Consider the following 11891-nt stretch of genomic DNA (forward strand, 5'->3'; position numbering starts at 1 on the left):
ATTCAATCAAAAATCAAAAATTACTGACCGGCGCGAACCGCGCGAACACAGGCGCTGTCGTAGCGGCGGTCGTCGGTGACATAGCCGTAGCTGAAATCGACCACCCAAACAGCAGCGTCATTCCAGGCGCAGGGCGTACTGGTCCAGTACCAGTCGCTCTTGGTGTCGGGGAATTTTTCGGTGTCGATGGCCGGGTTGTAGCGGCTGGTGTCTATCAGCGATTCCAGTTCCTTGCGGGTCGGCATGCGCCAGCCCTCGCCGAGTTCGGCGATGGCCTGCTCGGCGGCTTCATAGGTAACGTCTTCGCCGTCGAGCAGCGTTTCGCTCCATTCGAGCTCTGTGCTCGCGGCTTCGGTGTTGGTTTCGGTGTTGGGCGTTTGCACTTCCATGGTTTCCTCCGGTTAAAAATGGGCCCCTTACCGGCAGCCCGAGACGGTTACTTCTGACTGATGCGCCCAGGGCGCGGGAAAATTCGGGGCAGCTGCGCTGCAAAAATCAAAAACTACTGACCGGCGCGAACCGCGCGAACACAGGCGTAGTCGCTGCGGCGGTAGTAGTCGACACCGCCGTAGCCGAAACCGACCACCCAAACAGCAGCGTCATTCCAGGCACACGGCGTGCTGGTCCAGTAGGCGCGGCTGCGGGTGTCGGGGAATTTTTCGGTGTCGATGGCCGGCTCGTGGCGGCTGCGATCGACCAGGGTTGCGAGCTCGTCGACGGTGGGCAGGCGCCAGCCGTTGCCGAGTTTGGCTACCGCTTTCTCGGCTTCCTCGTGGGTGACGGTCTCGCCTTCCAGCAGGGTGTCGCTCCACTCCAGTTCGCCATTGGCGGCGGTGGGCAGTTGGTCGGCATCAAGGGCGACAGTGATGTCGCCGCCGTTGGTGTCGATGCTGATGGTTTTGCCGGGGATTTTTATGTTGAGGTTTTGCATTGGTGGCTCCGGGTTAATGTTCGGCCCCATACCGGCGGACCTGGTTGTTTGGTTAGTGCGCCTATGACGCGAATGAAATTAAGCGGCCTTTGCGGGCTCTATTGGCGGCACGCCCTTGCGCAGCATCTCGGTCACGGAGGCCGCGAGCTCAGTGGGTGCCAGGTTAGTGTTCGTTGCTGGTGGTTCGGGCAATAGCTTTGCCCCTTCGGGGAACAGCTCCCGCATTTGCTTGGCGGTGCGGCAAGAGTGCAGAACTGTCCACGTCTGGGAGTAGAAAGTATCGATGGCGCCAAGCAAGTTTTTGATGCGGATCTGAAGTGCTTCAATGTCGGCTATTAGCGCCGGGTCGTCGACCATATCGCTGCCGGTCATGCCCGGAAGGGCTTTGTCGGCGGTGAGCTTCAGGCGCAGATTGTGGTCGTATTTCTGCATCACCCAGTTGAACAGTTTGGCCTTTACCTGACTGGTGATCTGCTCGTGGAGTGTCTCGGACTGTTGGCGGTGCATGGGGATCAGGAAGATCGTTTGTGGGCGATCTTTACCTTGCTTGCGCGGTGACTCCTGAATGGTTCTTGTCGCCATACCGATCTGGATCAGGTTGGCCCATTTTGTGGCGGGTATACCTGAGGCGGCACGGAGCTTCTGCTCGTACTGCTTCCAGAATTCCTTGTTGATGCGTTTGGCATCTTTGTCGATGGCATCGACCTCTGCGGCGACAGCCTTGGCGGTTAGCCGCTGTGCGATGTCTGCGCGCATTTCTTTGGTGATCGGAAATGATTTCATGTTTCTGGTCCCATCCGTTGTTGTTGTGAGTGTTCAGCTGGCGCTGGCCGTGCCTGCGGCTTCACGGTCCAGCAAGTCCTGCATCCACACCAGGCCCTTGGCGGTGACCAGGGAGGTGGGGTGCTGGATGCAGACTGGGCCGCGGTGGTAGGCGGTGAGCTTGGGGTGCAGCAGGCCCTGCTCGGTGGCGGCCTTGGTGGGCGCGTTGCGCATGGCGCCGGTGCTGTGCAGCCAGCCGGCGGTGCGCAGCCGGGCGAGCAGGGTATTTTTGCCGATGCCCAGATGTCGGGCGGCCTGGGTGAGGGTGAGTTTGGTCTCGCTCATTGGGCCTGGTCCTCTGCTGGTGGTGGTTCGGCGTGGCCGTACTGCTGCTCGGTGAGCTCGGCGACTTGTTCGCGCAGGTTGTTAATCTGCAGCTGCTGGGCGGCGACCTTGTTGGTGAGGTCTTGGACCAGCTCCAGCAGCTGCGTGAATTCGTTCACGGTTATCCCCGTGCCCCTGCGGCGGCTTCCCCGGCGAGGCCGAAGTAGGCGGCGCCGTCTTCGTAGTCGTCGGCGACGAACTTGCCCTGGCTGGCGCGGGCCTGCTTGAGCAGCACCATGAACATCCAGCCTTCTTCCTCGGTGAGGTCTTTGCCGTAGAGGGCGTTGAAGGCGGCCACGGTCTTGGCCATGGAGCGCTCGCCATCGGGGGCGTCTCGCAGGCTGGCGCGGTCGCGCATGTGCTGGGCGCCGGCCTCTAGGAAGGCGGGTGCGCTGTAGTCGGGTGAGGGCCTGCCCTTGGTCTTGGGCGGGTTTATGGGTTGTGGCCCTGTCGGTTGGTGTCCGTCGGTCACGCTGCTGCCTCCGTCCGTTCGTTCGTTTTCAGATGCGCCCAGCGCTGGCACAGCGCTTCGAATTCCTCATTGCCGTTCGGCACCAGGCGATGCGGTTCGGCGCCGTGGTAGCGCAGCTCGATCGTGTTCATGGCGTGGTGGAAGTTGTCGCTGTCCAGTCGGCACAGGTCGGCCACCGGTACGGCGAAGTCGTAGCTGTTCCAGGCGCTGAGCAGGACCAGGGCGGCGATCTCGCTGGCGCCGGTGTTACCGCGCTCGAGCTTCAGCAGGGCGAGGATGCTGCGCTGGTACTGGGTGAGGGTGACGGCGTTCATGCTCATGCGGCGTGTCCTCCGAAGGGCGGCCAGTCATCGGGGCCGGGGTTGTGTGGCTTGCGCTTGGGCTCTGCCAGGCGCAGGCGGCGGCCGCTGTGGGTGACCACGGCGAGGCGGCCGGTGCGGCGTTCGATCTCGCGCAGGACCTGCGCGGTGGTGACGGTGGGGTGCACGTAGACGGTCATACCTGGTACTCCCGGTTGGGGCGGATGCGGATTTCCTTTGCGGGCCGGCGCGGGATGCGGCTGCGCGCCGGGGTGAGGGCGTCTGGGCTGATGCTGCCGAGCAGGGTGACCAGCAGGCAGAACTGAATCAGGCCGAACTTGATGGCCTTGGCGACGGCGTCGGTACTGTTACGGGCGTGCAATTTAAAGAAGCACTCGGCCAGCAGGTTGGTGACATTGGCCACGGAGCAGGCCATGGCAGCGGCCGTCTCGGCGTTGCTGAGGCCCCGGGCGCGGTGCGCGAGGGCCTCGGCCTGGCGTGGGGCCAGTGGTCTGAAGTTGGTGGCGGTGTGCATTTGGTCGCCCTGGTTATTGGTTGTTGGGCGTACATTAGTAAAACGCTGATTTACTTGTCAACAGTAAAATACTGATTTTTACTATTTGGTTGTTTTTTGAACTGATTTATTCGTGCAGATTAGTATTTTCGTGCTTGCAGAGCGCTGTTATTCTCTATGTGACAATCATCACAAAAGGGATAATAGAAATGATCCGACTTGTCACTTTGGGGGTTGCAATATTGGCTTTTGCTGGGTGCGCAAGCATGAATGCGCCCGATCCTGCCATTCCAGATAATGTGACGCTGACTCCCCCGGCGGCATATAACCAGCAGTTCATTGATACGGTTCGATTTGAGGAGCCGATAGAGGTGCACCGTTCGCCCGCGCGGTGTGTTGCAGAGTATGTGAACAACCGGGCCGTTACCTTGAGTGATTCCAGTAGCTCTTTTGTGGGCGCCTTCACTGGGAATTACTATCAGGTCAACAACTCTACTGAGTCGGCGGGCGGACAGGTGTTAAAGTATTCGGACGAAAAAGAAGTTGTCGCCCAGGGGCGGGAGACATACACGACAACTCTGCTTGGTGTACCAATTGGCAACGCAGTGGAGTTCAAGTTGTTGGTGGAGCTTGGTGAGGGAGTTGTGCGGCTTAAATTCTCGGATGTTCAGCATGCTCAGCTTGATACCGGTGGTGCCGCTAATAGCGGGTTCGGCCCAGTGGGAGCCTGGAGAGGCGCTGGCCCGGTAGATGCATATCACGTGATGGAAGGTGTGGCCAACAAGGTTATGGGCTGCATAGGCGGTGCCGATTGAGGCCTTCGCTGCTTAGTAGAAAGCCCGCCACTGCGGGCTTTTTTTTTAGCTATTCTGGATGAAAGGCCCCAATTACAACGCCGCAGATGCATGTATCGAGATTTGAAATATCAGCTGTTGGGTAGTTGTGGTTGATCGAGCGCAGGAAGGTCTGTCCTAAGTCTTTGGCTAAAGTTTTGAATGTGGCTGTCCCATCGACTGTGGCGACAACCCTGCAGTCTGAAGTGGGCTTCTTCTCTGGGTCCACGTAAATGATAGTGCCAGGTGGGTAGCTCTTGTGGCCTGGATAGGGGCTTACCATTGAGTCTCCTGATACCGTGAGAGCAAATGCCTTGTTGCTGTGTGAAACTGGACATATAAGCCAGTCTAGCGCCTCCTTGGGCTCAAATTTCTCCATCGCCCCACAGTATGTACCAACGGTGTCCCAACTCAGCAACGGAATGCGGCCGGTAATTCGGGGATTTTGGCTTGCGCCGGAATTATATTCGGTTGCTTTTTCACCAATGCCGGGAGCCCTGTTCGTTTGTGGGTAATCCATCCATCCGCGCGGAAGCTGTAGAGCTTCCTCGATCTTTCTGGCGGTCCGACTTCCAAAGCTCCCATGTCCCGAACACAGCTGATTGATGTAGTTGTTGTCCGGGTATCCCAACTTTTCGGAAATATCCGTCCTACCGTACATGTCGGCCAATAGGTTGATGTTCGCGCGGCGAATGTCTTTTATATCCATTTGCGAATCATACCGTTAGTAATTAGCTATCGAGAATCAGCAAAATACTGTTGACTGAAAATCAGCAATTCACTATTGTTTCGGGCTCAGGAGGATAACGAACCATGACACCGAGACAGTTCTATTACTCACATTCCAAGGAAGAAGTAGAGGCGTTGGCTAAGAGCGCCGGTACCAACTTCGCCAACTTCAAGCAAATTGCAGTTGCCCGCGGGTCTGTGGGTCGGAAATTGGCTGAGCGTCTTGCTCGAGCTTCCGATGGGGTGATTTCGGAGCTCGAGGCCTTGTACCCGGAGCGGTACGAAGAGCTTCCAGAAGAGAAACAGGCAAGCTGACCGGCCGTGGGTTGGTCGGCGAGAGCAGTACAACAATAACCATTGCAAATCCCCTTTGTCGTTATGGCGGCCATTCTGCCGGCTGCCGCCGGGGCGGGTAATCCGCCCGGATGTATGGGGATTTATCCAGGAGGAAGGGAATGATCGAGCTGAAAGATAGACTCCTCACCGCGCGCCGCGCGGCGGACAAGACGCAGGCGGAAGTGGCGGATGCCGTGGGTATGGCGCAGCCGTCCTACAGCGACCTGGAGGCGGGCAAGGCACAGGGGTCGAAGTTCCTCGTGCAGATTGCGGATTACCTGGGTGTGAGTGCGGTTTGGCTGGCCTCTGGACGCGGCGCGATGCTGGCCGATGGCAGTGCGATTGCGCAGCCGGTGCCGCTGAACCCGGAAAGAGCGGCGGCCTTCCTGGGCAATATCACCAAAGCCCAGGCACACCTCGGGGCCGCAACCGCGGCCCTGTCTTCCTCCAAAGACGGTGAGGGCGCGGCGCTGTTTGCGCGGCTGTGCGAGGTGCGGGAGTCCTTGGATGCGTTGGTGGGCGAGTTACAGCCAGCCATTTTCTTCCAGGACGATACGCCGGTTCACGGGGCCTGAGCTTCTATTGAATAAAACCAATTTTACGAAGGAGAACGGAATGTCTCAGTCCGCGACGATAACACTGCAGGCAGATGCACAACCACTCCTCAACTGCCTGCAGGGAATCACTGCCGATTTGTCAAATCTTGAAGGTCTTGTTGAGGCTCCGCTTGAAATCGCCGATGGCCTTGTCGACTTTGGCAGCTTCGCGCCGGAACTGCGTTGCGTCGATCTTGGTGCGAGTGCCGCAGGGGCAGTTGAGGTATTGGTTACTGTTGAGCCAGGAGACTCGCTTCGGGTGCTTTCGGCTGCACTGGGGGCAAGAAAGTTCGATGGTCTGGTTGTCGAGAAATGACATGACTTTTCCTTGTATGACTGACGGTTGAGGGACTTTCAGCATACAAGGCTGCGCGACACCTGCACAGTGGTGTGACAGCCGGAGAGACGGCCTTTTCAACACGCTATCGTGCGCTTGAGTCTTAGGGGGATTTCACCATGTATGAGCAATGTACGCTGGACGATGTGCGCCGGGCGTTGACCTTTCTCGATCGGGCCGATGAGCGCGAGATCTGGATCAAGGTGGGCATGGCGATCAAGTCGGAGTTTGGCGACGAGGGGTTCGATGCCTGGGATTACTGGAGCGAGCAGGCGGGCAACTACAACGCGGATTCGGCGAAGGCGAGCTGGAAGAGCTTCAAGCACTCCGGCGGCGGTATTGGCATCGGTACACTGTTCGCGCTGGCGAAGGAGCATGGGTTCGAGTTCGAGCGCCGCGAGCTGTCCGAGGCGGAAAAGCAGCAGCAGGCGCGGGAGCGCGCGGAGCGCGAACGCCAGCGTAAGATCGATGCTGAGCGGGAGGCTGCGGAAGAGGCGGCCTGGTTCGAGCGTATCGCATTGCTGGCGCAGTCGATCTGGGCGGAGCTGAAGCCGATGGGGCGCAGCCCGTACCTGGGCCGCAAGAAGGTGAAGTCGTACGGCCTGCGCTTCTTCTCCGGACCACTTCTGCTGGTGGAGCGCGGCGACCAGGTGGAGGTGCTGACGGACTGGGCGGAGATCAAGCCGATTTTCGATGTGCCCAAAGAAGAGCGCGAGGCGCAGGGCACCAAAATCCAGTTTTTCAAGAAGGGCCATGCGGCGGTGCCGCTGATGGATATCGACGGCAAGATCTGGAATTTGCAGGTGCTGTCGGAGAAGAGCAAGGCGTTTATCCGGCATGGCCGCAAGTCGGGGCTCTTCTACTGGATTGGCGAGCCGGACCCAAACAAGCCACTCATCCTGGTGGAGGGCTATTCCACCGGTGCCACCATCCGCGAGGCGACGAGCATCGGCGAGGCGTACGACTGCCCGGTGGTGGTGTGCTTTGACTGTGGCAACCTGATGAGCGTGGCGCTGCAGCTGCGCGAGCGTTACCCGGATCAGCACATGGTGTTCGCGGCGGATGACGATGCGCACCTGAAGGTGAACGACGGGGTTGAGAAGGCGACGGCGGCGGCGAAGGTGGTCGGCGGTTCTGTGATTATTCCGTCGCTGAATGAAGAGCTCGAGGAAGCCGCGTGAACAAGAAAAGCGGAATCGATTTCAATGATGTGCATGTGGCGCACGGCCTGGGGGAAGTGCGCCGGCAGCTCGATGCGTTTATGGCGAACGTTTCCTTCTTCCCCCGTTCCCCATCTAACGAGGTGCCCGCGGCGGAAGCTGCGGATCCGCCACCGCCCGAATCTCCCGCACCCTCTGTCACTGCTGAGGCGCGCGAAATTACGCTCGAGGACGCACTTAAGCGCTTTGCGCTGATTTCCGGCACTACCAAGGTGTGGGACGAGCATCTGCACAAGGAGATGAAGTCGACGGCGTTTCGGGCAGAAGTGGGCTCGGAAGTGCACAAGCAGTTCATGGCCACTGGCGAGAAGCGCAAGGTGCTGGAGCAGGATGTGCGCCAGTTTATCGCGGCGCGCCAGGCCGCCCAGAAGGGGGCGGGGGGAGTGGGTGAGATGCTGCGGCGGTTCACCTTGCTGGAGGGCACGGAAGAGGTGTGGGACCGCAAGCACTGGGAGCGCAGCCCGCTGAAGGTGATCAAGCACATCTTCCCGGATGCCTACGATATCTGGTACCGGCATCCGGACCGGAAGATGGTGCCGAAAAAGAATGTGGTTTTTGACCCTACGCGCCAGGCGGATCCGAAGACGCATATCAATACCTATCAGCGGTTGCCGCTGAACCCGGTGCGCGATCTCGATGCCTGCCGGAATATTCGAGCGATGCTGTGGCACCTGTGTAACTGTGATGAAGAGGTGTGGTCCTGGATGGTGAAGTGGCTGGCGTATCCGCTGCAGCATGTGGGGTCGAAGTTGGATTCGGGCCTGCTGATGCACTCCGATATGCAGGGAGCCGGTAAAAGCCTGTTTTTCGACCGGGTTATGCGCGAGGTGTATGGGGAGTACAGCGCGACCCTGGGGCAGCACCAGATCGAGAGCTCCTACACCGACTGGAAGTCGAGCCTGCTGTGGGGTGTGTTTGAGGAGATTTTCTCGCGCGACAAGAAGTATTCCCAGATGGGCAACATTAAGCAGATGATCACTGGGGCGACGACACGCATCGAGAAAAAATTCGTCAGTGGTTGGGAGGAGGCGAACTATATGAATAGTGTGTTCCTCTCTAATGAGCTGCTGCCATTTCCTGTGGAGCCGCGGGATCGGCGGTTCCTGGTGGTGTGGCCCAAGAAAAAATTGCCGGGTGAGCTGAAGAAGGGCGTGGACCACGAGTTGGTTAACGGCGGCCCGGCGGCCTTCTATGGCTGGCTGCTGGATCAGGACTTGGGGGACTTCCATAGTCACACTGAGCCGCCAATGACCGAGGCGAAGGAGCGGCTGATCAGCTTCGGGTTGCCCAGTTGGGAGGTTTTTTACCGGGAGTGGTCGAGTGGTGAGCTCGATGCTCCATATCACACGTGTCTCACCGGAGACCTGTACCAGGCCTACCGGAAATGGTGCCGGGACGGTGGCTTTCACCAGATGGACAAGAACCGCTTCTCGGAGTGTTTGGCAGCGCGGGTGGTGAAGAGGAACCGGTTGGAGTACGACAGCCCGGGCGGTTATGGTAAGGGCATCAAAAAGGATGTGCAGGGGACTTTCTTCCTGCTGCATGAGCGGCCGGCGGACAAGACGCAGAAAGAGTGGTTGAGCGAATGCGTGAAGGCCTTCCGCGATGCGATCGGTGCATTCCATGAGGTGGACGCATGATTCCCGTATATGCCCGTATAGCTCCCGTACATGATGGATATACAGTATACGGCTTTGCAGGCCGCGTGGTTGCTGGGGTTAGTGCGGTTCCCGTATACCTGTATGCCTGCACCGCGCGTGCGCGCGCGTGTGTTGCGGGTGAGGGTTCGCCAGCTGGCGGGGTTGATTATTTTTTTTCTCGCGCGAGACACGTTGAATTGCCCTACGGGTATACGGGTTGATTGAAAAGCGTAGTAACCATGCGGGCTGTAGAGCCGTATACCTGTTTTTTTTGATGTACGGGTGGTGTACGGGGATATACGGGTTAGGTATTCAGGGTAAATCTAGAGGGGGATGTGATGATTGAACGAGTGCATTTGCGGTTTCAGAAATGGGCAGCAGCTTTGGAAGGTGGGCCTGGCGGCGGCAGCCTCCTGGGGCGCCTTCAGGCGAACGGGGGCGTGTTTGTTTCTGGTGGTGGCGGTGAGGTGGTGCCGATCGATTCGGATGTGCGAGAGGTGGAGCAGTTTGTTCTGGCGCTGCCGCAGGACCTTGGTGATACCGTGCGGTTGTTTTATCTGCCGCCGTATTTAACGCATGACCAGGCGGCGAAAAAGCTGGGGATCTCAATGCAGACGCTGTATCGGCGTATCGATGGCATTCACGTTTTGTTTAATGCGGAAGTTTTTCGCGGCGCACTCCCAAAAGTTTCATAAAAAGTGTTGACGGCGTGAGAAAGAGGTGGTGAAATTCAGGCACTCTAGCAATAGCTGGATAAAGAAAAAGCCCGGCTCCCCCCAGCCGGGTTTTTTCGTTTCTGACCCTCTCACTTCCTTGCTCCAAAGCTTCCAGCGGCGCCTCCGGGCGCCGTTGCTTTTTGGGGTGCTGGAAACTCGGGAGGAAAAATTCTGGCGGAGGTCACATGGACACCGAGTTGCTGGCTCAAGAACTTGAGCGGGACGAAGACCTGCGCCTGCGCCCATACCGTTGCACGGCGGAAAAGTTGAGCATCGGCGTGGGCCGCAATCTTGATGACGTTGGCATTACCGAGGATGAGGCGCGCTACCTTTTGGCCAATGACATTCGGCGGACTCTTGCCGATTGTGAAACGATCCCGACCTTTCACCGGCTCAGTGGTGTGCGCCAGCGCGTGATCGCGAATATGGTGTTCAATTTGGGCTTGGGCCGCTTCCTTGGCTTCCGCAAGATGCTTGCTGCCCTTGAGGTTTGTGATTGGGCGGAGGCTGCGGCACAGATGTTGGATAGCAAGTGGGCGCGGCAGGTGGGTGCGCGTGCTGAGCGTTTGGCGGAGATGATGCGGGAGGGGCGCTGATGGACTTCACTCCACTCGACTCGCTGCTGAACATTGGTAAGGCAGCCATAGAGCGTATCTGGCCGGATCCGATAAAGCGGGCGGAAGAGGTCCGCAAGCTCGAAGAGCTACACCAACAGGGTGACCTGGCTCGACTCGATGCTCACGTGAAGCTGATGCTCGGCCAGGTTGAGGTCAATAAAGCTGAAGCGCAGCACAAGTCTGTATTTGTCGCCGGCTGGCGGCCATTCATCGGCTGGGTTGGTGGTTCAGCCCTGGCCTATCAATTTGTTGTGTATCCGTTGCTCTGTTGGTTTTGGCGTGTGGCCCAGGCGTTGGGGTGGGTGCCTGTTGGTATGGAAACGCCCCCCGTGCTTGAGACTGGCGCGCTGTTTTCGATGATTACTGCAATGCTGGGTGTTGGAGCGATGCGTTCATTCGACAAGAAGCAGGGCACACAGACGGACCGCATCAAGTGAGCGACCACAAGCAGAATCTGGCAGAGGTGGCCCAGCAATTGACCCATCCAACCACCGTAACCACCGGAGTCATCGGCAGCGTTTACAGCCTGTGGGTGGACAACCCCATCGGCTTCATTTGCGCGATGGTGGCGGTGGGATCGTTCCTGATGAACTGGTACTACAACCACAAGCGCCTGAAGCTGCAGGAGCGGCAGCAGGAGCAAGGTAATCAGGTCGAATGAAAAGCGACTGGCTCAACATTACATTTGATGGCTCGGCGTTTGACAAAGCGTCTGCCGAGATACAACGCCAGCTCCCCTATGCTGGTGCGCGAGCGCTGAACAGCGTTGCGTTCCGGATCCGTGGTGAAGAGCATGCCGCTATTGGTCGCGTATTCGATAGCCCTACGCGGTTGACTAGGAACGCTGTGCTGGTGAATAAGGCAGACAAGCGCAAGGGCAATGCGCAGGTGTATATACGCGACGAGGCGTCCAAAGGCACGCCTCCAGAGAAATACTTGGCGCCTGCGGTATTTGGCGGGAAGCGAAATGAGAAGAGATTCGAGCGGGCTATTCGATATGCGCACCTTTGGTACAGAGGGGAGCGGCTGCCATCGAATATGTATGTAGTGCCGGGCGAGGCGGCCAAGCTCAACAAGCATGGCAATATCACTGCCGCCACTTATATGCGGATCTTATCGCAGGTGAAAGCCAACTTGGATGACAAGCAGAACGCCACCAACAGCCGGCGTAGTCGTGCCAAGCGCGGAGCCACCAAGGGATATTTTCTCGGCAAGATTGAAGGGACGTGGGGAATTTGGCAGCGCGTTGGTTACAAGCGCCGGCGCTCAGTGCGGCCGATCCTTATCTTCGTGAGCAAAGTGCCGAACTATCGCAAGCGTTTCCCGTTCTACAAGATCGCACAAGGGGTCGCCGACCGACACCTGGTCCCCGAGCTGCACAAGGCGATGGTCCATGCGCTATCGACGTCGTTCTAGGCGGCGTGACCGTGGCGGTTGGGTCCTCCTGGAAACCCGTGCATACGGGGAATTCGGACCCCGTTTTTTTAACAGATGTCTGGAATTTT

At 58.4% G+C, this 11891-nt stretch carries 21 protein-coding genes; 11 read left to right on the forward strand and 10 right to left on the reverse strand.

What is annotated here, in order from left to right:
- Positions 1-20 precede the first annotated feature (20 nt).
- The 9 genes from ABDK11_RS08145 to ABDK11_RS08185 all read right to left on the reverse strand — a co-directional run bounded on the left by ABDK11_RS08145 (position 21) and on the right by ABDK11_RS08185 (position 3383).
- Positions 21-389 carry a DUF1566 domain-containing protein gene (locus ABDK11_RS08145; RefSeq protein ID WP_346839794.1) on the reverse strand — a complete coding sequence of 123 codons (369 nt, stop codon included), beginning with the start codon at positions 387-389 and terminating at the stop codon, positions 21-23.
- Between the two features lie 113 nt (positions 390-502).
- The gene (locus tag ABDK11_RS08150) at positions 503-931 is read right to left on the reverse strand and encodes a DUF1566 domain-containing protein (RefSeq protein WP_346839795.1); all 429 of its coding nucleotides are present in this window, start codon (positions 929-931) and stop codon (positions 503-505) included.
- A 78-nt stretch (positions 932-1009) separates the two neighbouring features.
- On the reverse strand, positions 1010-1714 hold the full coding sequence (locus ABDK11_RS08155; RefSeq protein ID WP_346839796.1) for an Nmad5 family putative nucleotide modification protein: 705 nt from the start codon (positions 1712-1714) through the stop codon (positions 1010-1012).
- Positions 1715-1747: 33 nt separating this feature from the next.
- Positions 1748-2038: a phage antirepressor KilAC domain-containing protein gene (locus ABDK11_RS08160; RefSeq protein ID WP_346839797.1), complete on the reverse strand. Its 291-nt coding sequence runs from the start codon at positions 2036-2038 to the stop codon at positions 1748-1750.
- Positions 2035-2196, reverse strand: coding sequence for a hypothetical protein (locus ABDK11_RS08165; protein WP_346839798.1), 162 nt, complete (start codon positions 2194-2196; stop codon positions 2035-2037). Before ABDK11_RS08165 ends, ABDK11_RS08160 begins: the two co-directional genes overlap by 4 nt.
- A 2-nt stretch (positions 2197-2198) precedes the next feature.
- Entirely contained in the window at positions 2199-2549 is a 351-nt protein-coding gene (locus ABDK11_RS08170; protein WP_346839799.1) for a DUF6378 domain-containing protein, read from the reverse strand.
- A complete protein-coding gene (locus ABDK11_RS08175; protein ID WP_346839800.1) occupies positions 2546-2869 on the reverse strand; it encodes a hypothetical protein in 324 nt (107 codons plus the stop codon). Before ABDK11_RS08175 ends, ABDK11_RS08170 begins: the two co-directional genes overlap by 4 nt.
- A complete protein-coding gene (locus ABDK11_RS08180; RefSeq protein ID WP_346839801.1) occupies positions 2866-3048 on the reverse strand; it encodes a hypothetical protein in 183 nt (60 codons plus the stop codon). Before ABDK11_RS08180 ends, ABDK11_RS08175 begins: the two co-directional genes overlap by 4 nt.
- Positions 3045-3383, reverse strand: coding sequence for a helix-turn-helix transcriptional regulator (locus ABDK11_RS08185; protein WP_346839802.1), 339 nt, complete (start codon positions 3381-3383; stop codon positions 3045-3047). The genes ABDK11_RS08180 and ABDK11_RS08185 overlap by 4 nt, the downstream gene beginning before the upstream one ends.
- 188 nt (positions 3384-3571) lie before the next feature.
- Here ABDK11_RS08185 and ABDK11_RS08190 point away from each other — a divergent pair, with 188 nt between their 5' ends.
- Positions 3572-4177 (forward strand): hypothetical protein, encoded by a 606-nt coding sequence (locus ABDK11_RS08190; RefSeq protein WP_346839803.1) that lies wholly within the window; start codon positions 3572-3574, stop codon positions 4175-4177.
- 49 nt (positions 4178-4226) lie between these two features.
- Here ABDK11_RS08190 and ABDK11_RS08195 read toward each other — a convergent pair whose 3' ends face one another.
- Positions 4227-4904 carry a S24 family peptidase gene (locus tag ABDK11_RS08195; protein ID WP_346839804.1) on the reverse strand — a complete coding sequence of 226 codons (678 nt, stop codon included), beginning with the start codon at positions 4902-4904 and terminating at the stop codon, positions 4227-4229.
- A 104-nt stretch (positions 4905-5008) separates the two neighbouring features.
- On the opposite strand from ABDK11_RS08195, the gene ABDK11_RS08200 reads away from it, so the two are divergent.
- The 10 genes from ABDK11_RS08200 to ABDK11_RS08245 all read left to right on the forward strand — a co-directional run bounded on the left by ABDK11_RS08200 (position 5009) and on the right by ABDK11_RS08245 (position 11802).
- Entirely contained in the window at positions 5009-5239 is a 231-nt protein-coding gene (locus tag ABDK11_RS08200; RefSeq protein ID WP_346839805.1) for a hypothetical protein, read from the forward strand.
- A gap of 140 nt (positions 5240-5379) precedes the next feature.
- Entirely contained in the window at positions 5380-5835 is a 456-nt protein-coding gene (locus ABDK11_RS08205; RefSeq protein WP_346839806.1) for a helix-turn-helix transcriptional regulator, read from the forward strand.
- Between the two features lie 40 nt (positions 5836-5875).
- Positions 5876-6172, forward strand: a complete 297-nt coding sequence (locus ABDK11_RS08210) for a hypothetical protein (protein WP_346839807.1) — start codon at positions 5876-5878, stop codon at positions 6170-6172.
- 140 nt (positions 6173-6312) lie between these two features.
- The gene (locus ABDK11_RS08215) at positions 6313-7374 is read left to right on the forward strand and encodes a PriCT-2 domain-containing protein (RefSeq protein ID WP_346839808.1); all 1062 of its coding nucleotides are present in this window, start codon (positions 6313-6315) and stop codon (positions 7372-7374) included.
- Entirely contained in the window at positions 7371-9053 is a 1683-nt protein-coding gene (locus tag ABDK11_RS08220; RefSeq protein WP_346839809.1) for a primase-helicase family protein, read from the forward strand. The genes ABDK11_RS08215 and ABDK11_RS08220 overlap by 4 nt, the downstream gene beginning before the upstream one ends.
- 338 nt (positions 9054-9391) lie before the next feature.
- The gene (locus tag ABDK11_RS08225) at positions 9392-9748 is read left to right on the forward strand and encodes a hypothetical protein (protein ID WP_346839810.1); all 357 of its coding nucleotides are present in this window, start codon (positions 9392-9394) and stop codon (positions 9746-9748) included.
- Between the two features lie 206 nt (positions 9749-9954).
- On the forward strand, positions 9955-10365 hold the full coding sequence (locus ABDK11_RS08230; RefSeq protein ID WP_346839811.1) for a glycoside hydrolase family protein: 411 nt from the start codon (positions 9955-9957) through the stop codon (positions 10363-10365).
- Positions 10365-10823, forward strand: a complete 459-nt coding sequence (locus ABDK11_RS08235) for a holin family protein (protein WP_346839812.1) — start codon at positions 10365-10367, stop codon at positions 10821-10823. The genes ABDK11_RS08230 and ABDK11_RS08235 overlap by 1 nt, the downstream gene beginning before the upstream one ends.
- On the forward strand, positions 10820-11047 hold the full coding sequence (locus ABDK11_RS08240; protein ID WP_346839813.1) for a hypothetical protein: 228 nt from the start codon (positions 10820-10822) through the stop codon (positions 11045-11047). The genes ABDK11_RS08235 and ABDK11_RS08240 overlap by 4 nt, the downstream gene beginning before the upstream one ends.
- Positions 11044-11802 carry a hypothetical protein gene (locus tag ABDK11_RS08245; protein WP_346839814.1) on the forward strand — a complete coding sequence of 253 codons (759 nt, stop codon included), beginning with the start codon at positions 11044-11046 and terminating at the stop codon, positions 11800-11802. Before ABDK11_RS08240 ends, ABDK11_RS08245 begins: the two co-directional genes overlap by 4 nt.
- Positions 11803-11891: the final 89 nt, after the last annotated feature.

Source organism: Microbulbifer sp. SAOS-129_SWC, assembly GCF_039696035.1.
In the GTDB taxonomy this organism is placed as follows: Bacteria; Pseudomonadota; Gammaproteobacteria; order Pseudomonadales; family Cellvibrionaceae; genus Microbulbifer.

Coding starts and splice junctions, on each gene's coding strand:
- ABDK11_RS08145 (WP_346839794.1), bottom strand. CDS start 389: ATGGAAGTGCAAACGCCCAACACCGAAACCAACACCGAAGCCGCGAGC.
- ABDK11_RS08150 (WP_346839795.1), bottom strand. CDS start 931: ATGCAAAACCTCAACATAAAAATCCCCGGCAAAACCATCAGCATCGAC.
- ABDK11_RS08155 (WP_346839796.1), bottom strand. CDS start 1,714: ATGAAATCATTTCCGATCACCAAAGAAATGCGCGCAGACATCGCACAG.
- ABDK11_RS08160 (WP_346839797.1), bottom strand. CDS start 2,038: ATGAGCGAGACCAAACTCACCCTCACCCAGGCCGCCCGACATCTGGGC.
- ABDK11_RS08175 (WP_346839800.1), bottom strand. CDS start 2,869: ATGAGCATGAACGCCGTCACCCTCACCCAGTACCAGCGCAGCATCCTC.
- ABDK11_RS08180 (WP_346839801.1), bottom strand. CDS start 3,048: ATGACCGTCTACGTGCACCCCACCGTCACCACCGCGCAGGTCCTGCGC.
- ABDK11_RS08185 (WP_346839802.1), bottom strand. CDS start 3,383: ATGCACACCGCCACCAACTTCAGACCACTGGCCCCACGCCAGGCCGAG.
- ABDK11_RS08190 (WP_346839803.1), top strand. CDS start 3,572: ATGATCCGACTTGTCACTTTGGGGGTTGCAATATTGGCTTTTGCTGGG.
- ABDK11_RS08195 (WP_346839804.1), bottom strand. CDS start 4,904: ATGGATATAAAAGACATTCGCCGCGCGAACATCAACCTATTGGCCGAC.
- ABDK11_RS08200 (WP_346839805.1), top strand. CDS start 5,009: ATGACACCGAGACAGTTCTATTACTCACATTCCAAGGAAGAAGTAGAG.
- ABDK11_RS08205 (WP_346839806.1), top strand. CDS start 5,380: ATGATCGAGCTGAAAGATAGACTCCTCACCGCGCGCCGCGCGGCGGAC.
- ABDK11_RS08210 (WP_346839807.1), top strand. CDS start 5,876: ATGTCTCAGTCCGCGACGATAACACTGCAGGCAGATGCACAACCACTC.
- ABDK11_RS08215 (WP_346839808.1), top strand. CDS start 6,313: ATGTATGAGCAATGTACGCTGGACGATGTGCGCCGGGCGTTGACCTTT.
- ABDK11_RS08225 (WP_346839810.1), top strand. CDS start 9,392: ATGATTGAACGAGTGCATTTGCGGTTTCAGAAATGGGCAGCAGCTTTG.
- ABDK11_RS08230 (WP_346839811.1), top strand. CDS start 9,955: ATGGACACCGAGTTGCTGGCTCAAGAACTTGAGCGGGACGAAGACCTG.
- ABDK11_RS08235 (WP_346839812.1), top strand. CDS start 10,365: ATGGACTTCACTCCACTCGACTCGCTGCTGAACATTGGTAAGGCAGCC.
- ABDK11_RS08245 (WP_346839814.1), top strand. CDS start 11,044: ATGAAAAGCGACTGGCTCAACATTACATTTGATGGCTCGGCGTTTGAC.